23 protein-coding genes are annotated in these 25,716 nt (G+C 68.1%); 20 read left to right on the top strand and 3 right to left on the bottom strand.

The genetic code is table 11. The features are described 5' to 3' along the window. The first annotated feature begins 233 nt into the window (after positions 1-233). The 6 genes from QZ588_RS00865 (at position 234) to QZ588_RS00840 (ending at position 7,221) form a co-directional block, all read left to right on the top strand. The gene (locus QZ588_RS00865) at positions 234-1,334 is read left to right on the top strand and encodes a PilN domain-containing protein (protein WP_295538635.1); all 1,101 of its coding nucleotides are present in this window, start codon (positions 234-236) and stop codon (positions 1,332-1,334) included. Positions 1,335-1,341: 7 nt separating this feature from the next. Beyond that, entirely contained in the window at positions 1,342-2,091 is a 750-nt protein-coding gene (gene gspM / locus QZ588_RS00860; RefSeq protein ID WP_295538634.1) for a type II secretion system protein GspM, read from the top strand. Continuing rightward, complete coding sequence (locus QZ588_RS00855; RefSeq protein WP_295538631.1) at positions 2,088-2,819, top strand: hypothetical protein; 732 nt, start codon at positions 2,088-2,090, stop codon at positions 2,817-2,819. Before gspM ends, QZ588_RS00855 begins: the two co-directional genes overlap by 4 nt. After that, positions 2,812-5,007, top strand: a complete 2,196-nt coding sequence (gene gspD / locus QZ588_RS00850) for a type II secretion system secretin GspD (RefSeq protein WP_295538629.1) — start codon at positions 2,812-2,814, stop codon at positions 5,005-5,007. The genes QZ588_RS00855 and gspD overlap by 8 nt, the downstream gene beginning before the upstream one ends. A 45-nt stretch (positions 5,008-5,052) precedes the next feature. Further along, entirely contained in the window at positions 5,053-6,024 is a 972-nt protein-coding gene (locus QZ588_RS00845; RefSeq protein WP_295538628.1) for a KpsF/GutQ family sugar-phosphate isomerase, read from the top strand. Between the two features lie 81 nt (positions 6,025-6,105). Next, a complete protein-coding gene (locus QZ588_RS00840; protein WP_295538627.1) occupies positions 6,106-7,221 on the top strand; it encodes a DegT/DnrJ/EryC1/StrS aminotransferase family protein in 1,116 nt (371 codons plus the stop codon). Between the two features lie 37 nt (positions 7,222-7,258). Here QZ588_RS00840 and QZ588_RS00835 read toward each other — a convergent pair whose 3' ends face one another. The 3 genes from QZ588_RS00835 to QZ588_RS00825 all read right to left on the bottom strand — a co-directional run bounded on the left by QZ588_RS00835 (position 7,259) and on the right by QZ588_RS00825 (position 11,533). Then, positions 7,259-9,331, bottom strand: a complete 2,073-nt coding sequence (locus QZ588_RS00835; RefSeq protein WP_295538624.1) for a DUF3488 and transglutaminase-like domain-containing protein — start codon at positions 9,329-9,331, stop codon at positions 7,259-7,261. A 7-nt stretch (positions 9,332-9,338) separates the two neighbouring features. Next, entirely contained in the window at positions 9,339-10,355 is a 1,017-nt protein-coding gene (locus tag QZ588_RS00830) for a DUF58 domain-containing protein (RefSeq protein ID WP_295538621.1), read from the bottom strand. Positions 10,356-10,588: 233 nt separating this feature from the next. After that, positions 10,589-11,533: an AAA family ATPase gene (locus QZ588_RS00825; protein WP_295538618.1), complete on the bottom strand. Its 945-nt coding sequence runs from the start codon at positions 11,531-11,533 to the stop codon at positions 10,589-10,591. A gap of 356 nt (positions 11,534-11,889) precedes the next feature. On the opposite strand from QZ588_RS00825, the gene mnmG reads away from it, so the two are divergent. From mnmG to glmU, 14 genes are all read left to right on the top strand, one after another. Continuing rightward, positions 11,890-13,770, top strand: coding sequence for a tRNA uridine-5-carboxymethylaminomethyl(34) synthesis enzyme MnmG (gene mnmG, locus QZ588_RS00820; RefSeq protein WP_295538617.1), 1,881 nt, complete (start codon positions 11,890-11,892; stop codon positions 13,768-13,770). Then, complete coding sequence (gene rsmG / locus QZ588_RS00815) at positions 13,770-14,480, top strand: 16S rRNA (guanine(527)-N(7))-methyltransferase RsmG (protein WP_295538614.1); 711 nt, start codon at positions 13,770-13,772, stop codon at positions 14,478-14,480. The genes mnmG and rsmG overlap by 1 nt, the downstream gene beginning before the upstream one ends. 139 nt (positions 14,481-14,619) lie before the next feature. Then, a complete protein-coding gene (locus QZ588_RS00810; RefSeq protein WP_295538611.1) occupies positions 14,620-15,408 on the top strand; it encodes a ParA family protein in 789 nt (262 codons plus the stop codon). A 270-nt stretch (positions 15,409-15,678) separates the two neighbouring features. After that, positions 15,679-16,587, top strand: a complete 909-nt coding sequence (locus tag QZ588_RS00805) for a ParB/RepB/Spo0J family partition protein (RefSeq protein WP_295538609.1) — start codon at positions 15,679-15,681, stop codon at positions 16,585-16,587. Positions 16,588-16,720: 133 nt separating this feature from the next. Then, complete coding sequence (locus QZ588_RS00800) at positions 16,721-17,113, top strand: ATP synthase subunit I (RefSeq protein WP_295538606.1); 393 nt, start codon at positions 16,721-16,723, stop codon at positions 17,111-17,113. Between the two features lie 25 nt (positions 17,114-17,138). Continuing rightward, positions 17,139-18,002 (top strand): F0F1 ATP synthase subunit A, encoded by an 864-nt coding sequence (gene atpB / locus QZ588_RS00795; protein WP_295538603.1) that lies wholly within the window; start codon positions 17,139-17,141, stop codon positions 18,000-18,002. A gap of 107 nt (positions 18,003-18,109) precedes the next feature. Continuing rightward, entirely contained in the window at positions 18,110-18,343 is a 234-nt protein-coding gene (atpE, locus tag QZ588_RS00790; protein WP_058557788.1) for a F0F1 ATP synthase subunit C, read from the top strand. Positions 18,344-18,441: 98 nt separating this feature from the next. After that, positions 18,442-18,912, top strand: a complete 471-nt coding sequence (locus QZ588_RS00785; RefSeq protein ID WP_295538597.1) for a F0F1 ATP synthase subunit B — start codon at positions 18,442-18,444, stop codon at positions 18,910-18,912. 9 nt (positions 18,913-18,921) lie between these two features. Further along, positions 18,922-19,461: a F0F1 ATP synthase subunit delta gene (locus QZ588_RS00780; RefSeq protein ID WP_295538595.1), complete on the top strand. Its 540-nt coding sequence runs from the start codon at positions 18,922-18,924 to the stop codon at positions 19,459-19,461. A 63-nt stretch (positions 19,462-19,524) separates the two neighbouring features. Continuing rightward, positions 19,525-21,066 (top strand): F0F1 ATP synthase subunit alpha, encoded by a 1,542-nt coding sequence (gene atpA / locus QZ588_RS00775; protein WP_295538593.1) that lies wholly within the window; start codon positions 19,525-19,527, stop codon positions 21,064-21,066. 156 nt (positions 21,067-21,222) lie between these two features. Next, positions 21,223-22,086, top strand: a complete 864-nt coding sequence (atpG, locus tag QZ588_RS00770; RefSeq protein ID WP_295538592.1) for a F0F1 ATP synthase subunit gamma — start codon at positions 21,223-21,225, stop codon at positions 22,084-22,086. An 86-nt stretch (positions 22,087-22,172) separates the two neighbouring features. After that, entirely contained in the window at positions 22,173-23,549 is a 1,377-nt protein-coding gene (gene atpD, locus QZ588_RS00765; RefSeq protein WP_295538590.1) for a F0F1 ATP synthase subunit beta, read from the top strand. Between the two features lie 75 nt (positions 23,550-23,624). Then, positions 23,625-24,050: a F0F1 ATP synthase subunit epsilon gene (locus QZ588_RS00760; protein ID WP_295538587.1), complete on the top strand. Its 426-nt coding sequence runs from the start codon at positions 23,625-23,627 to the stop codon at positions 24,048-24,050. A 194-nt stretch (positions 24,051-24,244) separates the two neighbouring features. Further along, complete coding sequence (gene glmU, locus QZ588_RS00755) at positions 24,245-25,606, top strand: bifunctional UDP-N-acetylglucosamine diphosphorylase/glucosamine-1-phosphate N-acetyltransferase GlmU (protein WP_295538585.1); 1,362 nt, start codon at positions 24,245-24,247, stop codon at positions 25,604-25,606. The last annotated feature ends 110 nt before the right edge of the window (positions 25,607-25,716 follow it).

Genomic DNA, 25,716 nt, shown 5'->3' with positions numbered 1-25,716 from the left:
CTGTCATGTCCAGAACGCAGCGAGGGGTCCCAACGGCTGATCGAGGAGGACGTCATGTCATCGTTGTGCAACGGCGTCTGCGTGCGCGCACATGTCTTCGGGCCGCGGGCGTCGGCATCCCTCCCGGTGCCCGGCGCTCCGCCTGCGGCGCGCCCCGCTGCCGTGCGTCGTCGCTTCGCTGATATGCGTATGTGCCGCATCGCCCACGGCGGCCAGACCCGACGAGCCGCATCATGGCGGCCCTGACGCGCTCCGGCGTTGCGCTGCGGCTGCCGCCGGCGTCGACGCTGCCGGGCGCCGCGCTGCTCGGTGGCTGGCGCGACACGCTGGTGCAATGCTTGCCCCGCCGGGTGCGACGCTGGCTTGCCCTGCGCAATCCGCGGCTGGTGGTGCAGCCCCACGGCGATGATGCCGAGCTGGCGTTGCAAATCGGTGGCGAGCGCGAGTCGGTGGGCGGACTCGACCTGCGCACCGGTGGCACCATCACCGCCGCCCTGACGCGGGCGCCCAAGCACGGCTGGCGGGAGACGTGGCTGGAGCTGCCGGCGGATCAGGTCCTGCTGCGGCGGACCACACTGCCGGCCCAGGTGCGGGATAACCTGCGACAGGTGGTCAGTTACGAGCTCGATCGCCTGACCCCCTTCGTGGCCAAGGACGTGTACTTCGACGCGCGTGTGGTGGGCGCCGTCGCCCGCGGTACCAAGCTGGATGTGGAAGTCGCCGTGATGCGCCGCGACGCCGCCGCCGACTGGCTGGAGCGCTTGCGCGAGGCGCGCTCGCCTGCGGCGCGACTGGCCTGGGTCGGCGCCTGGCCTGCGGCCAATTTACTGCCGCAGGAAGAACGGCCGAAGCCAAAGCGCTTGGGCTCGCTGATCACGCAGCTGTTATGGATGCTGGTGCTCGCCTCGGTGGTGGGCGCGCTGGTGACGCCGCTATGGCAGAAGCAACGCGCACTGGAGGTCTTGGATGCGGAGCTGCGGCGGGTGCGTGCCGACGCCGTCGAAGTGGAACAGGTCCGCGAGGCCCTGGAGCGCGCGCGCCTCGGGAGTGTCGAGGTGCTGAACCGCAAGCGTGCCCAGCCGCGCATGACCGACCTGCTGCGGGAGCTCACCGATCGACTGCCGGATGGTACTTGGGTGCAGACGCTGAATGTCCGCGACAGCGAGGTGGATGCCCGCGGTGAGTCCGACCAAGCCACGGCGCTCATCGGATTGTTGGAGCGGGGACCGGGCATCGACGCGGTGCGCTTCCGCTCGCCGGTGATGCAGGTGGGCAGCAGCGGCCAGGAACGTTTCCATCTGTCGTTCATGTACGCGCGGCCCGACGACGAATGACGGCGGCGTGACCAAAGTTCTGGATCAGTATCACGCACGCATGACTCAATTGCAGGCACCCATGCACCCGGAGCCGAGCACGGATGCGCCCCACACCGCGGTCGTCCTGGCGGCGGAACCGGGTGACGCGCCCACCGCCGCGCCGGTGCGCCGGCGCTCATTCGCGGCATTGCCCTGGGGCTGCATCGGTGCCTGGAGCGCCGCGCTGTTGCTCCCGAGTCTGCTGATTCTCGCCGTGGCCCTGCCCTGGTGGCAGCGGCTGCAGGTGCTGGACGCGGACTACGCACGCGGGCTGGATCAGCTCGTGCGCTACCAGCGGCTGGTGGCGACACTCCCGGCGCTGCGCGCAGCGCTGGCCCGCGAGCAGGCGAACGACGACTTCAAGGCCTTTTATTTCGACGCCGAGACGCCGGCGCTGGCGGGAGCCCGACTCCAAAGCGAGGTCCAGGAGATGGTGCGCGGCGTCGGCGCCCGGCCCATCAGTACCCAGATTTTGCCGATCGACGAGGAGGAGCAGCCCCAGCGTGTGCGCATCCGCACCCAGTTACAGGGCACCACCGAGGAACTGCTCGACCTGCTGTATCGCATCGAGCGTGCGCGCCCCTTCCTGTTCGTCGACCAGATGTCCATTCGCTCGACGACACCGCGTGCGAGCACGGCGCGCCGGCGCCTCTCCCGGCGCGACATCAATCGGGAGGTGGGGATGCTCACCGTACGACTGGACATCTTTGGCTACATCCTCGGAGCCGGCGCATGAAGCCGCTGCTGCTTGTCCTCCTGGTGCTGCTGGCGAGTGCGTTGATGCTGCAGTGGTGGCAATGGTCCCCTGAGGCCGCGTTGCCCGCGCCCGCGTCTGCACCCGCCGCCGCGGCCGATGGTATCGCACCCGCCGCGACCACCGACGTGGATGCCATGGCGCTGGAGCCGCCGCCAAAGGAGGCCTACGCGTCCGTGATAGAACGGCCGCTGTTCTTGCCTGAGCGCCGGCCGCCCGCCGAGGAGCCGGAAGAGTTGATCATCGAAGACGAACCGCTACCCGAGCTCACGGGCGTGGATCTCACGGCGGTCGTGATCACACCTGCAGTCGTCTCCGCCTGGGTGCGCAGCAGCGAAAGCCAGGGTATCCAGCGCTTACGCCTTGGCCAGGACTACCAGGGCTGGACCGTCAAAACCATCGAGCCCGCCAGACTGGTGCTGGAGCGACAGGGAGAGACGAATGAGTTACCATTGCGGGATTACTCCAACGCGCCGCCGCCGATCCCCCCCACGCGGCTGCCACCCACCCGGCGCGGGGCCAACGATGGCGCGAGCCAGCCCGGCGCCGCCGACGGGCAGGCGGCGGACAATGCCCCCGCCCAGCGCGCGGGCCGCACCCCTGAGCTACGGCAGCGCCGACGGGCAGAACGCCAAGCCATCGAAACCAGCCGCGACTTCCCGCGACGCGCACCGAGCCGCCAACCTGATGCGATACCGACAGATGACTAGGCGCGCGCCAGCCCGGGCTGCGCCGCTGCGCTCCCGCGGGCGCTGGCTCTTGGCCTCGGCCGTCGTCGCCGCCGTGCTCGCCGTCACCGGCTGCGGCAGCAGTGGACTGGTTTTCGATCCAACCCGGCGCATCGGCTCGCCCGAGGGCCATATCACCGATCCCGAAAGGCGGGTGTCACCGACGGGCGTGAACGCCCGCCAGCCGGGGAGCATCGCGCTGGACGACGACCTGCCCACGGCCCGGGACTCGGTGCGCCGCGGCACCGGCACCTTCGTGCGGCGTGTCTCGCCGCCGGGTGTGGACACCACGCCGGGGGATGTGACACTCAATTTCGACGGCACCGATATCCGCGAGGTGGTCAAGGTCATCCTCGGCGACCTGCTCGGCGTGAACTACGTGCTGGACCCGGCGGTGTCCGGCTCGGTGTCGCTGCAGACCGGCCGGCCCCTGCGCCGGGACATGCTGATTCCGACCCTCGAGACGCTGCTGCGCATGAACAACGCGGCGCTGGTGGACAACGCCGGCACCTACGAGGTGGTACCCCTGAACAATGCGGTCCAGGGGCGCATCGTGCCCCAGCTGGGCCAGTCAGCGCGTGCGCTGCCGCAGGGCTACAGCGTGCAGGTGGTGCCGCTGCAGTACATCGGTGCCGAAGAGATGGCGACGATCCTGGAGCCGTTGGCGCCCGAAGGCAGTCTCGTGCGCACGGATACCCTGCGCAATCTGCTGGTGCTCGCCGGCTCCAGCCCCGAGATGAGCAACCTGCTGGAAACCATCCAGGTGTTCGACGTGGATTGGATGTCCGGTCTGTCGGTGGGCTTTTTCGTGCTGGAGTACGCCCAAGCCTCCGAGGTCGTCTCGCAGATGGAGACCTTGCTCGCCGACGGCGAGGGCGCCAACCCGTTCAAGGGGCTGTTTCGGTTCATCCCGGTGGAATCCGCCAATGCGGTGCTGGTGGTGTCGCCGCAGCAGAATTACCTGGCGCAGATGCGCGACTGGATCGACCGCCTCGACCGGGCCGAAGCCAGTGGCAGCAGCGCGCAGCGGTTGTTCGTCTACCGCGTGCGCCACGGCGATGCCGAAAACCTCGCGGACGTGCTCACCAAGCTGTTCTCGGGCGAAGGCGGTGGCGGACAGGGTCGCAGTGTCGGCGGCGTGGCGCCCGGCCTGCAGCAGGCGAGCATCGGTGGCGAAGGTGGTGATGGCGGCGGCCAGGGCGGCACGAGCAGACGCCGGGCGACGGTGAGCCAGGTGGAGCTGTCCTCCCAGGTGAGTATCGTCGCCGACGCAGTCAACAACTCGTTGTTGGTGCGCTCCAGCCCCAAGGACTACAAAAAAATCCTGGATGCGCTCAAGCAGCTCGACATCGTGCCCTTGCAGGTGCTGGTGGAGGCGACCATCGTCGAGGTTCGGCTCACGGGGGATTTTCGCTACGGTGTGCAATGGCGCTTTTTCGGCCTCGCCGCCGGCGGGGAATTCGAGGGCGGCCGCAACCGGGGCGGCTACCGCAGCGACATCTCCCTGTCGCAGTCGGACCAAGGAGGCCAGGCACCGACATTCCCGGGCTTCAACTGGTCGGTGGTGCTGCGCCCGGACACCATCCGGGCCACCCTGTCCGCCCTCGCCTCCGACAACCTCGTGAACGTGCTGTCATCGCCGACGGTGATGGTCCGCGACAACCAGGATGCCGAGATCTTCGTGGGCGAGGACGTGCCGGTGCTGTCGCAGCAGCAGCAGGGCACGTCGACCACCGACCGCGTGGTCAACAACATCGAGTACCGCAAGACCGGGGTCAAGCTGTCCGTCAAGCCCCGGGTGACGCCCGGCGGACTGGTGCAGATGGAGATCGAGCAGGAGGCCAGCACCGTCGTGCCTGAGCAGCGGCAGGGTGTCGATTCGCCGACGTTCCGCGAGCGCACCATCACCAGCAACGTCTCGGTGCGCTCGGGCCAGGCCGTGGTGCTCGGTGGTCTCATCCAGGATATCGACTCCGAGAACAAGTCGGGCATACCCGGCCTGCACCGGGCGCCCATCATCGGGCCGCTCTTCGGCGAAACCTCACGCGGGGCCGAGCGCACCGAATTGGTGGTGGTGCTCACCCCGCGGGTCATCGCCAGTGACAGCGATATCGAAACCGTCACCCGCGATTTTCGGCAGAAGGTCCGCAACCTCGACACCACGTTCTAGGTGCCCGCGGCCGCGCCAGCGCCCGGTCGACGCCGGAAGACACCCATGCCAGACACCGACGCCACCGTCACTCCCGCCCGCCGCATGGACTGCGCGGCGGTGGCACGTGAGGTCTTCGAGATCGAGGCCGCGGGTATCCTCGGCCTGATCCATCACTTGGACGGCGCCTTCACCGCAGCGGTGGAGGCCATGCTCGGCACCCGCGGCCGGGTCATCGTCTGTGGCATGGGCAAATCCGGCATCATCGGCAAGAAGCTCGCCGCCACCTTGGCCAGCACCGGCACCCCGGCGTTTTTCATGCACCCGGGGGAGGCCTTCCACGGCGACCTCGGCATGGTGACGCCGGCGGACACCTTCATTGCCCTCTCCAACTCCGGCGAAACCGAGGAGCTGGTGAAGCTCCTGCCCTTTCTGCGCGACAATGGCAACCGCATCGTCGCGCTCACCGGCAATGCGCGCTCCACGCTGGCGCGGCATGCCAACCTGCACTTGTCGGTGCGGGTGGCGCGCGAGGCCTGCCCGCTGCAGTTGGCGCCCACCGCCTCCACCACCGCCGCACTGGCCATGGGTGATGCGCTGGCGGTCGCCTTGATGCGCGCGCGGGACTTCCAGCCGGGGGACTTCGCCCGCTTTCATCCGGGCGGCAGCCTCGGGCGGCGGCTACTGCATACCGTGCGCGAGGAAATGCGCGGCGATCACCTGCCCTTCGTGCCCCCGGACGCCGACACCGATGCCGTGCTGACGGCCGTCACCGCGGGCGGGCTCGGCATCGCGCTGGTGAGCCCCGACCGCAGCCGGGCCGAGGGCATCATCACCGACGGCGATCTGCGCCGCGCCTTGCAGACGCATCGCGAAGCCTTTTTCCGGCAGACCGCGCGCGACCTGATGACGCCGGACCCGGTGCGCATCGGCGCCGACAGCAACATGCAAACCGCCATCGAGCTCATGGCCAAGCACCACATCACGCTGCTGGTGGTGGTGGACGACGGCGGCGTCGTCGGCGTGGTGCAGAAGTGAGGCGCGAAGGGGTACAGGGTCTGCGTGCCCACCGCTCGATGCGAGCGCCCAGTTCTTACGCAACCCAGAGGCCATAGCGCGATGCAATTCATCGACCTCAAGGCACAGCAGGCGCGGATTGCCGCGGACGTGGAGGCGCGCATCCAGGCGGTGCTGGAACATGGGCGCTATATCCTGGGTCCGGAAGTGACGGCGCTGGAAGCGCGGCTGGCGGATGATGTCGGTGTGCGCCATTGCATCGGCGTCGCCAGCGGCACCGATGCGTTGCTGGTGGCGCTGATGGCCCTCGACGTCGGGCCGGGGGACGAGGTCATCACCACGCCCTTCACCTTCGTCGCCACCGCCGAAGTGATCGCGCTGCTCGGCGCCAGTCCGAAGTTCGTCGACATCGATCCGGTGACCTACAACATCGACCCGGCGCAGGTGGCGGCGGCCATCGGACCCAAGACCCGGGCTATCATGCCCGTCTCCCTCTATGGGCAGTGTGCGGACATGGACGCCATCAACGCCGTCGCCGACCGTCACCGTCTGCCGGTCATCGAGGACGCGGCCCAGAGCTACGGCGCCAGCTATCGGGGCCGGCGCTCCTGCGGGCTCTCCACCATCGGCTGCACGTCCTTCTTTCCGTCCAAGCCGCTGGGCGCCTATGGCGACGGCGGTGCCTGCTTCACCGACGACGACGCCCTCGCCGCGCGCATGCGGCAAGTAATGAACCACGGCCAGGACCAGCGCTACAGCCACCCCCGGCTCGGCCTCAACGCCCGCCTCGACACCCTCCAGGCCGCCGTGCTGCTGGCGAAGCTCGCCATCTTTCCGGATGAAGTCGAGCGTCGGGCCGCCGTCGGCAACCGCTACACCGAGCTCCTGCACGCCCGCGGCGCCCGCAGCGTCGCGGCGGCCAAAGACGGCCTGCTCACGCCGTACATCGCACCTGATCGCACCAGTGTGTTCGCCCAGTACACCCTGCAGGCCGACCATCGCGACGCCGTCATCGCCAAGCTCAAGGCCCAGGATATCCCCACCGCGGTCCACTACCCCATCCCGCTCAACCGCCAGGGCGCCTACGCCCACTATTGCTGCCCCGACTGCACCCCGAACGCCGACCGCGCCGCCGCGCGGGTGCTGAGCCTGCCCATGCATCCCTATCTGTCCGCCGCAGACGCCGAGCGCGTCGCCGACGCGCTCATGGGGGGCTAGCGGCGAGCGACGAGGCGCGTTCGCCGGTGCTCACGCCTCACTGCTCCCGCGCTTCCCCGGCGTAGCGCATGCGCACATAGGCACTCACCACCGCGTCGGCCTGTTGGGCAAGGTCGGGGCGGGCGGCGACCAGCCGGGCGTGGTGGTCCAGCGGGCCTTCCTGCGGGCGCTTGGCCAGCGTCGGGTCGATGCGTGCGAGCCGGCGCTGGAAGCGGATGTAGGCGGCCGCCGCCGGATCCCGCGCCGGCCTGGGTCGGGCGAGCCAAAGGCCCCAGGCGAGCATGACGCCGGTGCCGGCGAGGGTCATGAGCACGATGAGGCCCGTGTCGCGGAAGCGCTCGAGGCCGACGCCGGCGAGCAGACGCTGTTGCTCTGCGCGGGAGAATCCCACCACCCGGGACTGCCATGCGGCGTCGAAGGCGTCCGCCGCCAGCTGCAGATTGCGGAGGGCACGCCCGAGCAGTGAGCGCTCGTCCACCCGAAAGCGGGCGGGGGCATCGGCGCCGAGGGCGGCGATGCCGCCGTCCGCATCCACGCGCTCGGCGGCGATGGCGGCGGTGGGATCCACCCGGGTCCAGCCCTGGTTCGGCAGCCAGACCTCGGTCCAGGCATGGGCGTCGGACTGGCGCACCAGATAGTCGCCGCTGTAGGGGTTGCGCTCACCGCCCAGATAGCCGAGGACGATGCGGGTGGGGATGCCGGCGATGCGCATGAGCAGCGTGAAGGCGGCGGCGTAGTGCTCGCAAAAGCCCACCTGCGCGTCGAACAGGAAGGCGTCCATGGCACGCTCGCCCAGATCCGGCGCCAGCAACGAGTAGCGGAAGGGCTGGCGGTTGAAGTGATCCAGGGCGCGCTGGACGATGGTCTCGGCCGCCGGATCGTCGGCGCGCCAGCGGGCCACCAGCGCGCGCATGCGCGGCGTGACCTGGTGCGCGGGCAGAGCGGTGGCGGCGCGCGCCTGCGCCGCGGTGAGGCCATCGATCCGATACGCCGCCGCCGAGCGCAGCCGATACGCCGTGCGCGCGTCGATGGGGCGGTCTGCGAGCAGTTGCAGGTCGGGTGTCAGCGTCGCGCCGCGCGGGGCGCTCACGGGTAGATCGAGGGCCGTGATCCAGCGCTGCTCGCTCGGCTCCAGCAGGGCGATGTAGTCGATCGCGTCTGAGCGCACCTCGATACGGGGCTCGGCCGCCGGGAAATCCCCAGGCGCCGCGGGCTCGAAGCGATTGCCGTTGGCGTGCCAGAGCACGGGACCGCGCCAGTACATCGCCGCCGGCGAGACGGCGGGCTCGCCGTCGAAGCGCACCCGCATCACGGGCTCGCCGGACACCACCAGCGCCCGCACCGAGCCGGGCTCGAGCCAGTCCTTAAGGCCGGTGACCGACCGGGCATCGTCGCCGCCGAGCTGCCACAGCGGCGCGTCGAGCCGCGGGAACAGAACAAACAGCACCAACGCCAGCGGCAGGGCCTGTGCGGCCATGATGCCGGTGCGGCCGAGCCCCTCGGCCACGCGCTGCCCCAGCGAGGCGGGATGCGCCGGCATGTTCAGGTCGCGCAGCAACGCGAAGCTCGCCACCAGCAGGGCGGCCATGAGCAACGCCCGCCAGGGCGACTGGTCGAACAGGAACTGCACCACCAGCACGAATCCCAGCACCAGCAGCAGCACCCGCAGATCCCGCTTGCTGCGCACCTCCAGCAGCTTCAGTGCCAGCATCGAGAGCAGCAAAGCCGTACCCGGCGCCTGACCGGTGACGGCGCCATAGGCATGCAGGGCGTTGAGCACGCCGGTGACGGCCAGCAGCCCCAGCACCACAAGCCCCGGGCGCCAGCACAGATTGGCCACCCGCAGCGTCAGCACCGCGGCGATGAAGAGCGCCACCTGGGGCTCCAGCGCCGGCAGCAATGGCAGGGCGCAGAGGGTCAGCAGCAGGGTGGCCGCGGCGAGCTGTGGGCGCTCGGGCGGCTCGGCGGGCGGCGTGCCCGGCGCCCGACGCTCGCCACAAGCACCCGCGGCGGTCTCGGCCTGCGGGCGGCTGCGACGCCCTTCGCGGCGCCGGCTCAGCCGCCGCCGTAACCAGCGGGTCGCACGCGTCACACCGGTCGCGCTCGTCATGTGCGGTTCAGCCATGGCGCCCGGACTCCGCCGGCCGGAAACGCGCCAGTGCCGCCAGACAGCGGAGCCTGTGGCGGCCGCCGTGGCCGGGGGCGATGCTGATGCCCGGCAGGCGCAGGCCGTAGCTGTGGCCGCGGGCATCGGCATCCAGCACCTGTCGGGCGAGCAGGGACAGGCGCCGCTCGAGGTCGGCCGCCGCCAGCGCGTCCCAGTCCAGCCAGACCCGGGCGCACTGGTCGCCGCCGAAGTGCTTGACCATGACACCGCGCTCGCGGGCGAAGGCCTTCCAGTCCAGCCGTCGGGGTGGATCACCCGGGCGGTAGGGCCGAAGACCGATGAAATCCTCGGCGCCGCTGCCCCGGTCGCCGCGGCCATTGCGCGCCACCTGCGGCAGCATCGGCGCTCGGGGTGCGCGGGCCGCCGGCTGCGGATACACCAGCACCTCGGCGCGTGGGCGCAGCACCGTCCAGGCGCGGAACAGGCCGAAGGGATAGCGGGTCTCCAGCACCACTCGGTCCAGCGCCAGCGCGCCGCGTCGGCCCGCCGTCCGCGGCAGCATCACCGGGCGCTCGCCGCCGGCGGCCAGCGCCACCGGCGCCGCCCCCACCAGCGTCAGCTGCGGCCGCGGCTTGCCGGACTGCTCCGCCAGAGTGACGGGAAAGCGCGCGGTCTCGCCGGCGAACACCGGCGCGCCGTCGCGGGCCTGGACCACGAGCCCGAGCAGCTGAAACCAGCAATGATGCATACCCACCAGTGCGAGGGCGATCATCAGAAAGGTCAGCAGCAGACCCAGATTGTTCTGATAATTGAGCGCGCCGAGCAGCGTCGCCAGCAGCATCAGGCCATAGCCGATGCCGGCCTTGGTGGGGAGGATGTAGACGCTGCGGTGATGGGTGGCGACGGCGGCGCTGGCCGGCGCCGTGCTGCGCCGACGCCCCGGGCGCATCCCGGCGTCGGCGAAGCGGGCGATCAGACGCGTCCCGTGGCGCGCCCCAAGGCCGGTTGCGGTCTTGCCTTTAGCCACGTTGTACTCAACCTTTGGCGGATGCCGTGGTGGCCCGTTGGCGCGCTTCGGCGCCGTTGGCTGATGCTGACGCCGCAGGGGTGCCGAGTCGAGTGTGAGCTTGTGGCTGGCGTTGCCGCGGTAACCCGTCCGCCCGGCCCCCCTGCCCGACCCCCCCTGCCTGGCCTCTGAAACCGTTGGAACGGGCGGCCGCGACGCGGTTCCTGTGCGTCGCGGGCGATCCTGCGACGGCTTCAGGTCACGGCAACGGCCGTGAGGATCAGCTCGGCGATGGCGGCGTGACCGCCGTCGCTGTGGTCACCGCCGGCCATGAGCCGATGCGGCACCACGGCGGGCAGCACCCGCTGGACGTCCTCCGGCAGCACGAAATCACGTCCGTCGAGCAGCGCCCAGGCGCGCGCCGCCCGCAGCAGCCCGAGCCCGGCCCGCGGCGAGAGACCGTGCACGAAGCGCTCGCTGCGGCGGGTGAACTGCAAGATGGCGTGACAGTAGTCGATGACGGCGGCGGCGGCATGGACGTTGTCGACGTCACGTTGAGCGGCGAGCAGCCCCGCGGCGTCCAGCACCGGCTTCAGGTCGGCGACCATCTCGCGGCGGTCCCGGCCCGCCAGCAGGGCCTTCTCCTCGGCGGCGGCTGGGTAGCCCAGGGCCAGGCGCATCAGGAAACGGTCCAGTTGCGATTCCGGCAGCGCAAAGGTGCCCACCTGGTCGTACGGATTCTGTGTGGCGATGACAAAAAAGGGCTCGGGCAGCGGGCGCGTCTCGCCCTCCGTGGTCACCTGACGCTCTTCCATGGCCTCCAGCAACGCGCTTTGGGCCCTGGGGGTGGCGCGGTTGATCTCGTCGGCCAGCACCAGCTGCGAGAAGATCGGACCCGCGTGGAATTGGAACTGCTCTCGCCCGCGCTCGTAGATCGATGCGCCCACCACATCGGCGGGCAGCATGTCGCTGGTGAACTGGATGCGCGCGTGCTCCAGCCCCAACAGCCGCGCCAGCACATGCGCCAGCGTGGTCTTGCCGACGCCGGGCACGTCCTCGAGGAGCAGATGGCCGCGGGCCAGCACGCAGGCCAGCGCCAGCCGCAGTTCGTCGCGCTTGCCGAGGATGATGGCATCGGCGGCATGGAGCACCGCCTGGATGGGGGGCTGCGCGTCGCGCTTGCTTAGGGTCTGGCGCATGCGTCGGTTCCGGCTGTCTGCAGTGCCTGGGCCACAGGGGCGGGCTGCTCACCGCCGGGGACAGTCTTTTTTATCTTGGTGTCCGGCGGAGGCTCGCTTGGATGCGCGGTTTGGGCGACTGGGTTCTGCCCCGGCGCCTGGCGCCTGAAAAGCGTATGGCGGCGGGGAATCAATCCGAAGGAACGCTGTAGTATATGCAACGGCTGTCGATGTCCGGCGCAAGCTTCGACGGGCCGGGTGGCGGCTGCGGGGCTTGCCAGCAGGGATGCCTCCGCCAGCCGTCACCCTGCCGGCAGAAACCGAAAACCCAGCTATGACGAACCTGAAGTGGGGCTCATCCGGCGGGACTGCGAACTATGTCGAACAATCAAGCATACGATGTCATCGTCGTCGGCGGCGGCCACGCCGGCACCGAGGCGGCGCTCGCCGCGGCCCGCATGGGCGCACGCACGCTGCTGCTTACCCACAACCTCGAGACCATCGGCCAGATGAGCTGTAATCCGGCCATCGGCGGCATCGGCAAGGGGCACCTGGTCAAGGAAATCGATGCCCTCGATGGCCTCATGGCGCGTGCGGCGGACCGCGCCGGCATCCAGTTCCGCGTGCTGAACCGGCGCAAGGGCCCGGCGGTGCGCGCCACCCGCGCACAGGCGGACCGGGCGTTGTACCGGGCCGCCGTGCGCAGCGCGGTGGAGCGCCAGGCCAACCTCTGGCTGTTCCAGCAGGCGGTGGACGACCTGATTCTGACCGGCGACGGCGAGCGCGTCGCCGGCGTGCGCACGCAGATGGGCCTGGCATTCCACGCGCCTGCGGTGGTGCTGACAGTGGGCACCTTCCTCGGCGGGCGCATCCACGTGGGCTTGAGCAACTATCGCGGCGGCCGCGCCGGCGATCCCCCGGCCATGGCGCTGGCCCATCGACTGCGGGAGATGCCCTTCACCGTCGAGCGCCTCAAAACCGGCACCCCGCCACGCATCGACGCCCGCAGCGTCGATTTCTCCCGGCTCGAGGAACAGCCCGGTGACACGCCGGTGCCCGTGTTCTCCTATCTGGGCGATGCCGCCGAGCATCCGCGGCAGGTGAGCTGCCACATCGCCCGCACCACCGAGCGCACCCACGACATCATCCGCGGCGGCCTCTCGCGCTCGCCCATGTTCACCGGCGTCATCGAGGGCGTCGGTCCGCGCTACTGCCCGTCCATCGAAGACAAGATCGTGCGCTTCGCGGACAAGACGTCGCACCAGATTTTCGTCGAGCCGGAGGGCCTCGACGCCGCCGAGCTCTACCCCAACGGCATCTCCACCAGTCTGCCCTACGAGGTACAGCTGGACCTGGTGCGCTCCATTCCGGGCTTCGAGCAGGCGCACATCACCCGCCCCGGCTATGCCATCGAGTACGACTTCTTCGACCCACGGGATCTGCGGCCAACCCTCGAGACCGCCTGCGTGCCCGGGCTCTATTTCGCCGGCCAGATCAACGGCACCACCGGCTACGAGGAGGCCGCCGCCCAGGGGCTCCTCGCCGGCGTCAATGCCGCGCTGGCGGTGCAGGGTCGCGAGCCCTGGAGCCTGCGCCGCGACCAGGCCTACCTCGGCGTGCTGGTGGACGACCTCATCACCCGCGGCACCAGCGAGCCCTACCGCATGTTCACCAGCCGCGCCGAATACCGGCTGCTGCTGCGCGAAGACAATGCCGATCTGCGCCTGACCGAGACCGGTCGCCGGCTCGGCCTGGTGGGCGAGGCGCGCTGGCGGCGTTTCACGGCCAAGCGCGAGGCCATCGAGCGCGAGCGCGAGCGCCTGCGCGATTGCTGGGTGCGCCCGGGCACGGCGGCGGCGGCGGACCTGACCCGACACACCGGCGAGCGGGTCACCCGCGAGGCACGCGCCCTCGACCTGCTCAGCCGGCCCCAGGTCGGCTATGCGGCGCTGACGGCGGTGGATGGCGTCGGCCCCGGCGTGACCGACCCCCAGGTGGCCGAGCAGATCGAGATCCAGACCAAATACGCGGGCTATCTGGAGCGCCAGCAGCAGGAGGTGGTCCGTCAGCAGGCCGAGGATGCCCGGATGCTGCCCCGGGACTTCGACTACGACAACGTCCGCGGGCTCTCCGCCGAGGTGCGTGAGAAATTCCAGCGGGTGCGCCCGTCCACCGTCGGCCAGGCGGCGCGCATTCCGGGCGTCACGCCGGCGGCGGTATCGCTGCTGCTGATCCACCTCAAGCGCCAGAGCGCCTGATGACGGCGACAAAGACCCCACCAGCAACGGCCAGCGCCGCGCCGGCGCGCCTCGAGGCCGAGGCGGGCGCCGGCCTGGGCGGCCAATTGGACGCGGGCCTCGCCGCCCTCGGCGTGGCCGCGAGCGCCACACAACGCAAGCAGCTCCTCGCCTATGTGGACCTGCTGGCGCGCTGGAACCGCACCTATAATCTCACCGCCGTGCGCGAGCCCCGGGACATGATCCCCCGCCACCTGCTGGACAGCCTGGCGGTGCTCCCCTGGGTGCACCGGGGCCCGGTGCTGGACGTGGGCACCGGCGCCGGCCTGCCGGGTATGCCGCTGGCCATCGTGCGGCCTCACCTCGCATTCACGCTGTTGGATAGCAACGGCAAGAAGATTCGCTTCGTGCGCCAGGCGGTGCTGGAGCTCGGGCTCGATAATGTCATTGCGCTACAGGCGCGCACGCAGGCGTACCGGCCGCAGGCGAATTTCGCTACCATAACGGCCCGTGCGGTCACGTCATTGGATCAGCTCTGCGCCGATTGCGCGCCACTGCTCGCATCCGGCGGCGTGCTCTTGGCACTGAAAGGGCGCGAACCGACGGCAGAGCTCGATGCATTGGCCAAGGCGGCACCTGCCGGCGCACGCGCGCAGGCAGTCACTGTGCACCGGCTCACAGTCCCCATGCTGGATGCCGAGCGCTGTTTGGTGGAAGTGCCCTTTGAGTGACCTGTCGCCGCCCGTGTCGACCGGACTCGCTTCGCGAGCACGCAACATCCAGCGTGGCCGCCTGAATCAGCCCCGAGCGCGCCCGCATCACCCCGCTCGCCGATGGCGCGGCGCGCCGGCATAAGCCCGAAGGAACCCCATGGCTCGGATTATCGCCATCGCGAACCAAAAAGGCGGCGTCGGCAAGACCACCACCGCCGTCAACCTGGCCGCCTCGCTGGCCTCCCTGAAGCGCCGTGTGCTGCTGGTGGACATGGACCCGCAGGGCAACGCGACCATGGGGGTAGGCGTGGATAAAAACGCCCTGGAATACACTGGATGCGATCTACTGCTGAGCGACATCCCCTTCTCGCAATGCGTGCAGCGGGTGGCGGAGCCCGCGCCGGGCTTCGACCTGTTACCGTCCAACGGCGACATGACTGCCGCCGAAGTCGGCTTGATGCAGGGAGACGCCCGTGAGCGCACCCTCGCGCAGCGGCTCGCCGCGCAGGCGCCAGACTACGAGGTCATCCTGCTGGACTGCCCGCCATCATTGAACATGCTCACGGTCAACGCGCTGGTGGCGGCGCACGGGGTGCTCATCCCGATCCAGTGCGAATACTACGCGCTGGAAGGCCTGTCCGCGCTGCTCGACACCATCGAGCAGATTCGCAGCAGCCGGAACGCCGCGCTGCGCATCGACGGCATCCTGCGCACCATGCATGATCCGCGCAATAATCTGTCCAATCAGGTCTCCACGCAGCTGGTGACGCACTTCAAAGGCCAGGTCTACCGCACCATCGTGCCCCGCAACGTGCGCCTCGCCGAGGCCCCCAGTCACGGCCTGCCGGTGCTCAAGTACGACGGCAGCTCCCGCGGTGCCCTCGCCTATGTCGCCCTGGCGAGCGAGGTGCTGCGCCGCCGCGAGCCGGCCTCCACCGCCGCATGACCCGGATCACACGAGACACGGCCCGTCATGAAAAACGCGCTCTCCCTGACCGAGACCCGCCCGGACGCCCAACTTGACCACCAGGCCGACTCGCTGGATGCCGCCGATGCCCCGACATCTTCACACCCGGCTTCGGCGTTGCGCACCGACACATCCCCGGCGGGCGCCGCAGACAGGGGCGCGGGCTCCGAGCCCGCTTCGGTATCGGAGCCGGCCCCAGAAGCGGTCGAAGGGTGCGCCCAAGCTGCCACTGCGGGGGGCATGCAGCCCATGAACAGCGCCAAGAAGCGCGGCCTTGGCCGTGGCCTGGATGCCCTGCTCGGCGGGGTACGGGAGACTGTGGGCCCTGGTGTCGAGGCGCTGAGCGTCGAGACGGCCCTGACGCAAGGCGCGCCCGGCGAATCGGTGCGGCAGCTGCCGGTGGCGAGCATCCACCGCGGCCGCTACCAGCCGCGCCGGGAATTCGACCCTGAGGCCATGCGCGAGCTCGCCGCCTCCATCGCCCGCCAGGGTGTGCTGCAGCCCATCGTGGTCCGGCCACTCGATAGCGAACGCTACGAGATCGTCGCCGGCGAGCGGCGCTGGCGAGCGGCCGCGCAGGCGGGTCTCGCCCAACTGCCGGCGGTCGTGCGCGCGGTTGACGAGCAGACCGCCCTCGCCATCGCGCTGATCGAGAACATCCAGCGCGAGAATCTCGCCCCGCTGGAAGAGGCCGGCGCCCTGCACCGGTTGCAAGAGGAATTCGGCCTGACGCATCAGGACGTTGCCGACGCCGTCGGCAAGTCCCGCACCACGGTCACCAATTTACTGCGGTTGCTCGAGCTGGGTGCCGAAGTGCGCGGCCTGCTGGATGCCGGGCGCCTGGACATGGGCCATGCCCGGGCGCTGCTCGGCCTCAAGGGCGATACACAGGTACTGGCCGCCCGCCAGGTGGTTGCACGCGGGCTCTCGGTGCGTGAAACCGAGCGCCTGGTGCGCCGGCTGCAGAGCGAGCATGCCGGCGCCGAGCGCCCGCGTGAGCCCGCGCCGGACCCGGACATCCGTCGTCTGCAAGACGATCTCGCCGAGCGTCTCGGTGCCCGGGTCGCCATCCAGCACGGCGCCAAGGGCGGCGGCAAGCTGGTGATCGCCTACAACAGCCTCGACGAGCTTGATGGCATCCTGGGTCATCTTCAGTAATTTCCACAAGAGACCCCGTCATCAATCCGTAAAGCCTCTTTGTCACATTTATGGCACTATACAAACAGTTCGATCAGGGGTTTGACCGGAATATTCGGGCACGCTTATACTTCCGGGTCTTTGCGGGGGGCAGGTGATTTCGGGGGACTCCCGTGGACTCGGCCCGCGTGATCGCGCACAGCTGCGGCGCCTGTTGACTTGGCAGGGCGTCTTCGCCGTGCTCGCCATTGCGTTGGCCGCGCCCTTCGGCGCCACCGTCGTCGAGTCGGCCGCGATCGGCGCAGGCGTCTGTCTCCTCGCCAACTGGGTGTTCGCGCTGCGGGTCTTCCGTCACTACCGCGCTCAGGCGCCGACGGAGCTCGCACTGCGAATCTACGCAGCCGAGATCGTCAAGATTGCCTTGATTCTCGGCTTATTTGCGCTCGCGTTCGCCACCCTCGCGAATCTCAACCTGCCGGCGTTGCTCGGCACCTATTTCGCGGTGCAGGTGCTGCCCGCGCTGTTTGCATCGCGGCCGGCGCAGTAGCGCCGCCGCCAACCAGGACTGATCGATGGCTGCAGATACCCTCACCGCCCAGGACTACATCTCGCACCACCTGACCAACCTCACGCTGGGCTTCCACCCGGAGCACGGGCTCACGTTCGCACACAACGCCGAAGAGGCCGCGGCGATGGGCTTCTGGGCGCTGCATGTCGACAGCCTGCTGTGGTCCTTCGGGCTCGGCTACCTCGCCTATCGGTTCATGCGCGGCGTCGCCGAAAAGGCCACCGCCGGTGTGCCCACCGGCGGCCAGAATTTTTTCGAGTGGATCGTCGACTTCGTCAACGAGAACGTCCGCGGTTCTTTCAGCGGCAAGAACGACCTGGTCGCCCCGCTGGCGCTCACGGTCTTCGTCTGGGTCTTCCTGATGAACCTGATGGACCTCATCCCGGTCGACCTGATCCCCCACGCCTTCGCGCAGTTCATGAGCCTGTTTGGCGCCGATCCGCATCACGTCTACATGCGCATCGTCCCCACCACCGATCCCAACATCACCTTCGGCCTGTCGCTATCGGTGTTCTTGCTGGTGCTCTACTACAGCATCAAGATCAAGGGCGTGGGCGGCTTTGCGGCGGAGCTCACCATGCAGCCCTTCGGCAAGTTCGGTCTGCCCGCCAACCTCGTGCTCGAGGGCATCAGCCTGCTATCCAAGCCGCTCTCGCTGTCGCTGCGACTGTTTGGCAACCTCTACGCCGGCGAGATGATCTTCATTCTCATCGCACTCATGTACGGTCACAACCTGCTGTTGGACGCGTCCGGCATGACACTGCAGCTGGCTTGGGCCATCTTCCACATACTCATCATCACGCTGCAGGCCTTCATCTTCATGGTGCTGACCATCGTCTATCTGGACATGGCCCATCAGCATCATTGAGGCCCGGCGGCGCCACGTCCGTCGCCTCGTATTCCGAGGCGGGTGGCGGCGGGCGCAGACACCAAAAACCCTGACCATCCAACCAAACAGATCCCGAGGGGAACAACATGGAACTCGCACAAGCACTCGTCTACGTCGCCGCCGGTCTGATGCTGGGTCTCGGCGCCATCGGTGCCGGTGTCGGCATCGGCGTGCTCGGTGGCCGTTTCCTGGAAGGCGCCGCGCGCCAGCCAGAGCTGATCCCGATGCTGCGCACCCAGTTCTTCATCGTCATGGGCCTGACCGACGCCCTGCCCGTCATCGCCATCGCGATGGGGCTATACGCCATGTTCGCCCTCTGAGCTGTCCTCTGGCGCCCGAGCCCACACTGGGCGGTCGGTGGCATCGGCCGGTGACCGCCGTTCAACACTAGAGGCACAAGTTCCAGAAAGGCAGACGGATGAACATCAATCTTACTTTGCTCGTGCAGATGATCGCCTTCGGCGTGTTCGTCGCCTTCTGCATGAAGTACGTCTGGCCGCCGATCATGAAGGCGCTGGAGGAGCGCACGGCGAAAATTGCCGAGGGACTAGCTGCGGCGGAGCGTGGCAAGGAAGAGCAGGAGCTCGGTGAGCAGCGCGCGCTGGAGGTCATGAAAGAGGCCAAAAGTAACGCCGCAGACATCGTCTCTCAGGCACAGAAGCGCTACAACGAAATCCTCGACGAGGCCAAGCGGGACGCGGTGGCAGAGGCGGACCGCATCCGCACGGCGGCCCACGCCGAGATCGAGCAAGAGGCCAACCGCACACGAGAGGAGCTGCGCGAGCGCATGGCCCAGCTCGCGGTGGCCGCGGCCGAGAAGATTCTGCAGAAAGAGGTCGACGCCCAGGCGCACAAAAACCTCGTCAAATCCTTTGCCGAGCAGATCTAGGGGCAGCCCATGGCCGGAGATACCACCACCATTGCGCGTCCCTACGCTGAAGCGGCCTTCGAGGTTGCCAAGGCAGAGGGTGCCCTCGACGCCTGGGCCGACGGGCTGAGCCTGCTCGGCGCCATCGCCGATGATGCGCAGATCGCCGCCCAGGTCGGTAACCCCCACGCCTCCTCGGAGCAGCTGCGGGATCTGATCTTCGGCGTCGCCGGCGAGGGCCTCAACGCGCACCTGCAGAATCTGGTGCGTCTGCTCGCCCGCAACAAGCGGCTCAGTGTGCTGCCGGATATCGCCCGCCTGTTCGCGCAAATGAAAACCCTTCACGACGGCCTGCAGCAGATTCAGATCACCAGCGCCTATCCGGTGGGTGATGCCGAGCGTGACGAGCTCATCGAGCGGCTCAAGGCCCACTTCGGCGGTGATGTCCATCTGACCATCGACGAAGACCCAGACCTCATCGGCGGCGTCAAGGTACGCGCGGGCGATGTCGTCATCGACGGCTCCGTGCGCGGCAAGCTGGAGCGGCTGTCCAACGATCTGCAATTCTGACGGCGGCCAGGTCCAGCGCTCGGCGACGGGCGCTCATCGGCGGCCCATCATCGGAGCAACCCTATGCAACTCAATCCGTCCGAAATCAGCGACCTGATCAAACAGAAGATCGAGCAGTTCGATCTCAAGACCGAGGCGCGCGCCGAAGGCACCATTGTCAGCCTTACGGACGGCATCGTGCGTATCTACGGCCTCTCGGACGCCCAGTACTACGAGATGCTGGAATTCCCGAACAACACCTTCGGCCTGGCGCTCAATCTGGAGCGTGACTCGGTGGGCGCCGTGGTGTTGGGTGACTACACCAAGCTCTCCGAGGGCGACTGGGTGCGCTGTACCGGCCGCGTGCTGGAGGTGCCGGTGGGTGAGGGCATGCTCGGCCGCGTCGTCGACTCCCTCGGTCAGCCCGTCGACGGCAAGGGGCCGGTACAGACCGACATGACATCGGCCATCGAGAAGATCGCCCCCGGCGTCATCGCCCGTCAATCCGTCGATCAGCCCATGCAGTCCGGCATCAAGGCCATCGACGCCATGGTGCCCGTCGGTCGTGGTCAGCGCGAGCTCATCATCGGCGACCGCCAGACGGGCAAGACCGCCGTGGCCATCGACGCCATCATCAACCAGAAGGGCACCGGCGTTAAGTGCATCTATGTCGCCGTCGGCCAGAAGAACAGCTCGGTGGCCGGTGTGCAGCGCAAGCTCGAAGAGCACGGTGCCATGGAGCACACCATCATCGTGCACGCCGGCGCCTCGGATTCTGCAGCCATGCAGTTCATCGCCCCCTATGCGGGCTGCGCCATGGGCGAGTACTTCCGTGACAAGGGCGAGGATGCCCTCATCATCTACGACGATCTCACCAAGCAGGCCTGGGCCTATCGTCAGGTGTCACTGCTGCTGCGCCGCCCGCCGGGCCGCGAGGCCTATCCCGGCGATGTCTTCTACCTGCACTCGCGGCTGCTGGAGCGCGCTGCGCGCATCAGCGAGCACGAGGTCGAGAAGCTCACCAACGGCAAGGTGAAGGGCAAGACCGGCTCGCTCACCGCATTGCCGATCATCGAGACCCAGGCCGGGGACGTATCCGCCTTCGTGCCCACCAACGTCATCTCCATCACCGACGGCCAGATCTTTCTGGAAACCGATCTCTTCAACGCCGGCATCCGGCCTGCGATCAATGCCGGTCTGTCGGTGTCTCGTGTCGGCGGTGCCGCACAGACGAAGATCATCAAAAAGCTCGGCGGCGGTATCCGGCTGGCACTCGCCCAGTACCGCGAGCTCGCGGCCTTCTCGCAGTTCGCCTCCGATCTCGACGAGGCCACCCGCAAGCAGCTCGAGCGCGGTGAGCGCGTCACCGAGCTGATGAAGCAGATGCAATACCACCCCATGAGCGTCGCGCAGATGGCCGTCTCGCTCTTCGCCGTCAACGAAGGCTACCTCGACGACGTCGACGTCAAAAAGGTGGTGGATTTCGAGCGCGCCCTGCAAAGCTACATGGCCTCGGCACAGAAGGCCCTGCTGGACAAGATCAACGCATCCGGCGACTACGGCGATGAGATCAAGGAAGGCTTGCACGCTGCGCTGAAAGACTTCAAGGCCAACAACACTTGGTAAAAGGCTGGCGCGCCGGGCGCTGGGGGCTGGGCATATCCGCCGAGCGCCCGGTACTCGGCGCCGACCTGACGCATACCGCATCAAGCAGCAGGGCGAGGGCCAGTGGCTCGCGTCCGCACCGCCCCTGAACGGAATATCCCCTGAACGGAGCATCCCATGGCAGGCGCCAAAGAAATCCGCACCAAGATTTCGAGCATCAAAAGCACGCAGAAGATCACCAAGGCCATGGAGATGGTCGCGACGTCGAAGATGCGCAAAGCCCAGGAGCGCATGCGTGCCTCGCGTCCCTACGCCGAGAAGATGCTCCAGGTGATCCGCCATTTGGCCAAGGCGTCGCCCGAGTACAAGCACAGTTTCCTCGCCACCGAGCGCGAGGTGAAGCGTGTGGGCTACATCGTCGTCTCCTCCGACCGCGGCCTCTGTGGCGGTCTCAACGCCAACCTGTTCCGAAAGATGGTGGCGGAGATCCGTGCACGCCAGCAGGACGGTGTCGAGACAGCGTTCTGCACCATCGGCAACAAGGCGCTCGGATTCTTCAAGCGCTTCGGTGGTCAAGTGCCGGCGCAGGTCACCCACCTCGGTGACACGCCCCACATCGAAGATCTCATCGGTCCCGTCAAGGTCATGCTGAACGCCTTCGAGCAGGGTGAGATCGACGCCATCTACGTCGCCTACAACGAGTTCGAGAACACGATGACCCAGCGCCCGACGATTCGCCAGCTGGTGCCCATCCAGGCCGAAGAGGACGGTCCCACCGGGCCGATCTGGGACTACATCTACGAGCCCGATGCCCGTCTGGTGCTGGATAATCTGCTCACGCGCTACATCGAATCGTTGGTCTACCAGGCCGTGGTCGAGAACGGCGCCTCCGAGCAGGCTGCACGACGGGTGGCCATGAAGGCCGCCACCGATAACGCCGGCGGCCTCATCGACGAGCTGCAGCTCGTCTACAACAAGGCCCGCCAGGCGGCCATCACGCAGGAGCTCTCCGAGATCGTCAGCGGTGCTTCTGCGGTATAGCGGCGCGGCCGAGCCCACCGAATTCCCCACACGACAAATCGATCCGTTGCGTGCTCCCGCGCGCAGCAGCAGACGAGGAAAACATTATGAGCTCCGGTAAGGTCGTGGAAATCATCGGCGCCGTCGTCGATGTCCAATTCCCCCGCGGTGAGATGCCAAAGGTCTATGATGCGCTGATGATCGACAAGAACGGTCTGACGCTGGAAGTGGAGCAGCAGCTCGGTGACGGTGTCGTGCGCACCATTGCCATGGGCTCCACCGATGGATTACAGCGGGGTGTGGACGTCACCAACACCGGCAAGCCCATCAGCGTGCCCGTCGGGCAGCCGACCCTCGGCCGCATCATGGATGTGCTGGGTCGTCCCATCGACGAGAAGGGCGAGGTCGCCGCCGACGAGCACTGGTCCATCCATCGCAAGCCGCCGAGCTTCGAGGAGCAGTCCGGTGCCACCGAGGTCCTGGAAACCGGCATCAAGGTTATCGACCTCATCATGCCCATTTCCAAGGGCGGCAAGGTCGGGCTGTTCGGCGGCGCCGGCGTGGGCAAGACCGTCACCCTGATGGAGCTGATCCGCAACATCGGCGTCGAGCACTCGGGCTACTCGGTGTTCGCCGGCGTCGGCGAGCGGACCCGCGAGGGCAATGACTTCTATCACGAGATGACCGAGTCCAACGTGCTGGACAAGGTGGCCCTCGTCTATGGCCAGATGAACGAGCCCCCCGGCAACCGCCTGCGTGTGGCCCTGACCGGTCTCACCATGGCGGAATTCTTCCGCGATGAAGGCCGCGACGTGCTGATGTTCATCGACAACATCTACCGCTACACCCTCGCCGGCACAGAGGTCTCGGCGCTGCTCGGCCGCATGCCCTCCGCCGTGGGCTACCAGCCCACCCTGGCTTCCGAAATGGGCGCCCTGCAGGAGCGTATCACCTCCACCAGCACCGGCTCCATCACCTCCTTCCAGGCCGTCTACGTGCCGGCGGACGATCTCACCGACCCGTCACCGGCCACCACCTTCGCGCACCTGGACGCCACCCTGGTGCTCTCGCGCCAGATCGCGGAGCTTGGCATCTACCCGGCCGTGGACCCGCTGGACTCCACCAGCCGGATCCTCGACCCGAACGTCGTCGGCCAGGAGCACTACGACACCGCCCGCGCCGTACAGGGCACGCTGCAGCGCTACAAGGAGCTCAAGGACATCATCGCCATCCTCGGCATGGATGAGCTCTCCGACGAGGACAAGCGCATCGTCGCCCGCGCGCGCAAGATCCAGCGCTTCCTCTCGCAGCCGTTCTTCGTGGCGGAAGTCTTCACCGGCTCGCCCGGCAAATACGTGTCGCTCAAGGACACCATCGCCGGCTTCCAGGCCATCGTCGATGGCGAGCACGACGGACTGCCTGAGCAGGCCTTCTACATGGTCGGCTCCATCGACGAGGCCGTCGAAAAGGCCCAAAAGATGTAAACCGACCGCGCTCGGCGCGGCGGCACACCCAGTGCCCGTCGCGTCCAGCCCGGCAGCTATCCGGAGTCCGCCACCATGGCAATGCAGATTCACGTGGATATCGTCAGCGCCGAAGGCGCGATCCACTCCGGCAGCGCGACCATGCTCTACGCGCCCGGGGAGATGGGTGAGGTCGGCATCGCCGCCCGTCATGCACCACTGATCACCCGGCTCAAGCCCGGCGACGTGCGGGTGGAGGACGCACATGGTGAGATGGAGCACTTCTACGTCTCCGGCGGCATGCTCGAGGTGCAGCCGGACGTCATCACCGTGCTCGCCGACACCGCGATCCGTGCCGAGAACATCGACGAAGCCAAGGCACTCGAAGCCAAGCGCCGTGCCGAAGATACCCTGTCGGGTCAGACGGCCCAATTCGAGTACGCCAAAGCCCAGGTTGAGCTCGCCGAGGCCGTCGCCCAGCTGCGCGCCATCGAAAAGCTGCGCAAGATGCGCGGCAGCTGATCCGCTGCGGCCCCCTGCGCGCCGTCGGCTGTGCCGCACCGTTCGCCCGCCCGAGCCCTGTCGGGCGTGTGCCAGCCGGGGTATGCTTGGGGTTGCGGACAAAAGTAAACAGCGACCCTGCCCATGACCGATCGCGTCGACGTCGGCCAGCCCATTGCCTTGCCTGAAGGCGCCCGCGCCAAGGTTATCACGTCATGACCCTCGGTGTCGTCATTCTCGCCGCCGGCAAAGGCACACGCATGCGCTCGGCGGTGCCGAAGGTGCTGCACCCCCTTGGCGGGCGCCCACTCCTGCGTCATGTGCTCGATGCCGCCGACGCCGTCGGCGCCGCCCGCGTCTGTGTGGTCTACGGGCACGGCGGCGGGCTCGTGCCACAAGCCCTGGCCGATGCCGACTGCACCTGGGTGGAGCAGGCCGAGCGCCTTGGCACGGGGCACGCCGTGCAGCAGGCACTGCCGGTCATGGCAGACGTCGAGCGGGTGCTGGTGCTCTACGGTGACGTGCCCCTGATCGAGCCGGAGACCCTCAATCGCCTGATCGCCGATAGCGGCGAGACGGGCTTGGGGCTGCTCACCATGACACTGCCCGATCCCAGTGGCTATGGACGCATCGTCCGCGATGGCAGCGATCGCGTCGTGCGCATCGTCGAGCAAAAAGACGCGAGCGACCAAGAGCGCACCATCACCGAAGTCAACACGGGTATCATCGCCGCCGATCGGCACCGCCTTGCCCATTGGCTCGGGCGCGTGGACAACGACAATGTCCAGCGCGAGTACTATCTCACCGACGTCATCGGGCTCGCCGTCGCGGATGGCATCGAAGTGGTGACGGCGCAGCCCGAGCGCCTGGAAGAAGTCGCCGGCATCAACGACCGCGTACAGCTGGCGGCGTTGGAGCGCATTCATCAGCGCCGCATGGCCGACTGCCTGATGCGTCGCGGCACCACCCTCATGGACCCGGCGCGCATCGACATCCGCGGCCGCCTGGAATGCGAGCGCGACGTGGTGCTCGACATCAACCTGATCTGCGAAGGCGATGTGCGCATCGGCGCCGGCGCGCGCATCGGCCCGAACTGCCTGCTCAAAGACTGCGAGATCGGTCCCGGTGCCGAGGTGCTCGCCAACTGTGTCATCGAAGGGGCACGGGTGGGCGCGGGTGCGCGCATCGGCCCCTTTGCGCGGCTGCGACCCGAGACCGAGATCGGCCGAGCGTGCCATATCGGCAATTTCGTCGAGATCAAGAAAGCGCAGATCGCCACGGCCAGCAAGGTCAACCACCTCAGCTACATCGGCGATGCCGTCATCGGCAGCGGCGTCAACGTCGGCGCCGGCACCATCACGTGCAACTACGACGGCGCCAACAAGCACCAGACGGTCATCGATGACGGCGCCTTCATCGGCTCCAACACGGCATTGGTGGCGCCCGTGACCGTGGGCGCAGACGCCACCATCGGCGCCGGCTCGGTTATCACCAGCGACGCGCAGGCGCAACAGCTCACGTTGAGCCGCGCCCGGCAGGTGAGCATCAGCGGGTGGCAGCGGCCGGTGAAAAAGTGACGCGCGCCGGCGTTCGGGGCAAGGTGCCCACGGTGCTTGGATAGACCTGGTATCCCCGATGGCCAATAGGGGGCTTCGCCCCTGCACACACGATCCTCATCACTGGAAAC

It is taken from the genome of uncultured Thiohalocapsa sp. (assembly GCF_913062725.1).
Taxonomy (GTDB): domain Bacteria; phylum Pseudomonadota; class Gammaproteobacteria; order Chromatiales; family Chromatiaceae; genus Thiohalocapsa.
This window is presented reverse-complemented; position numbering and strand designations above follow the sequence as displayed.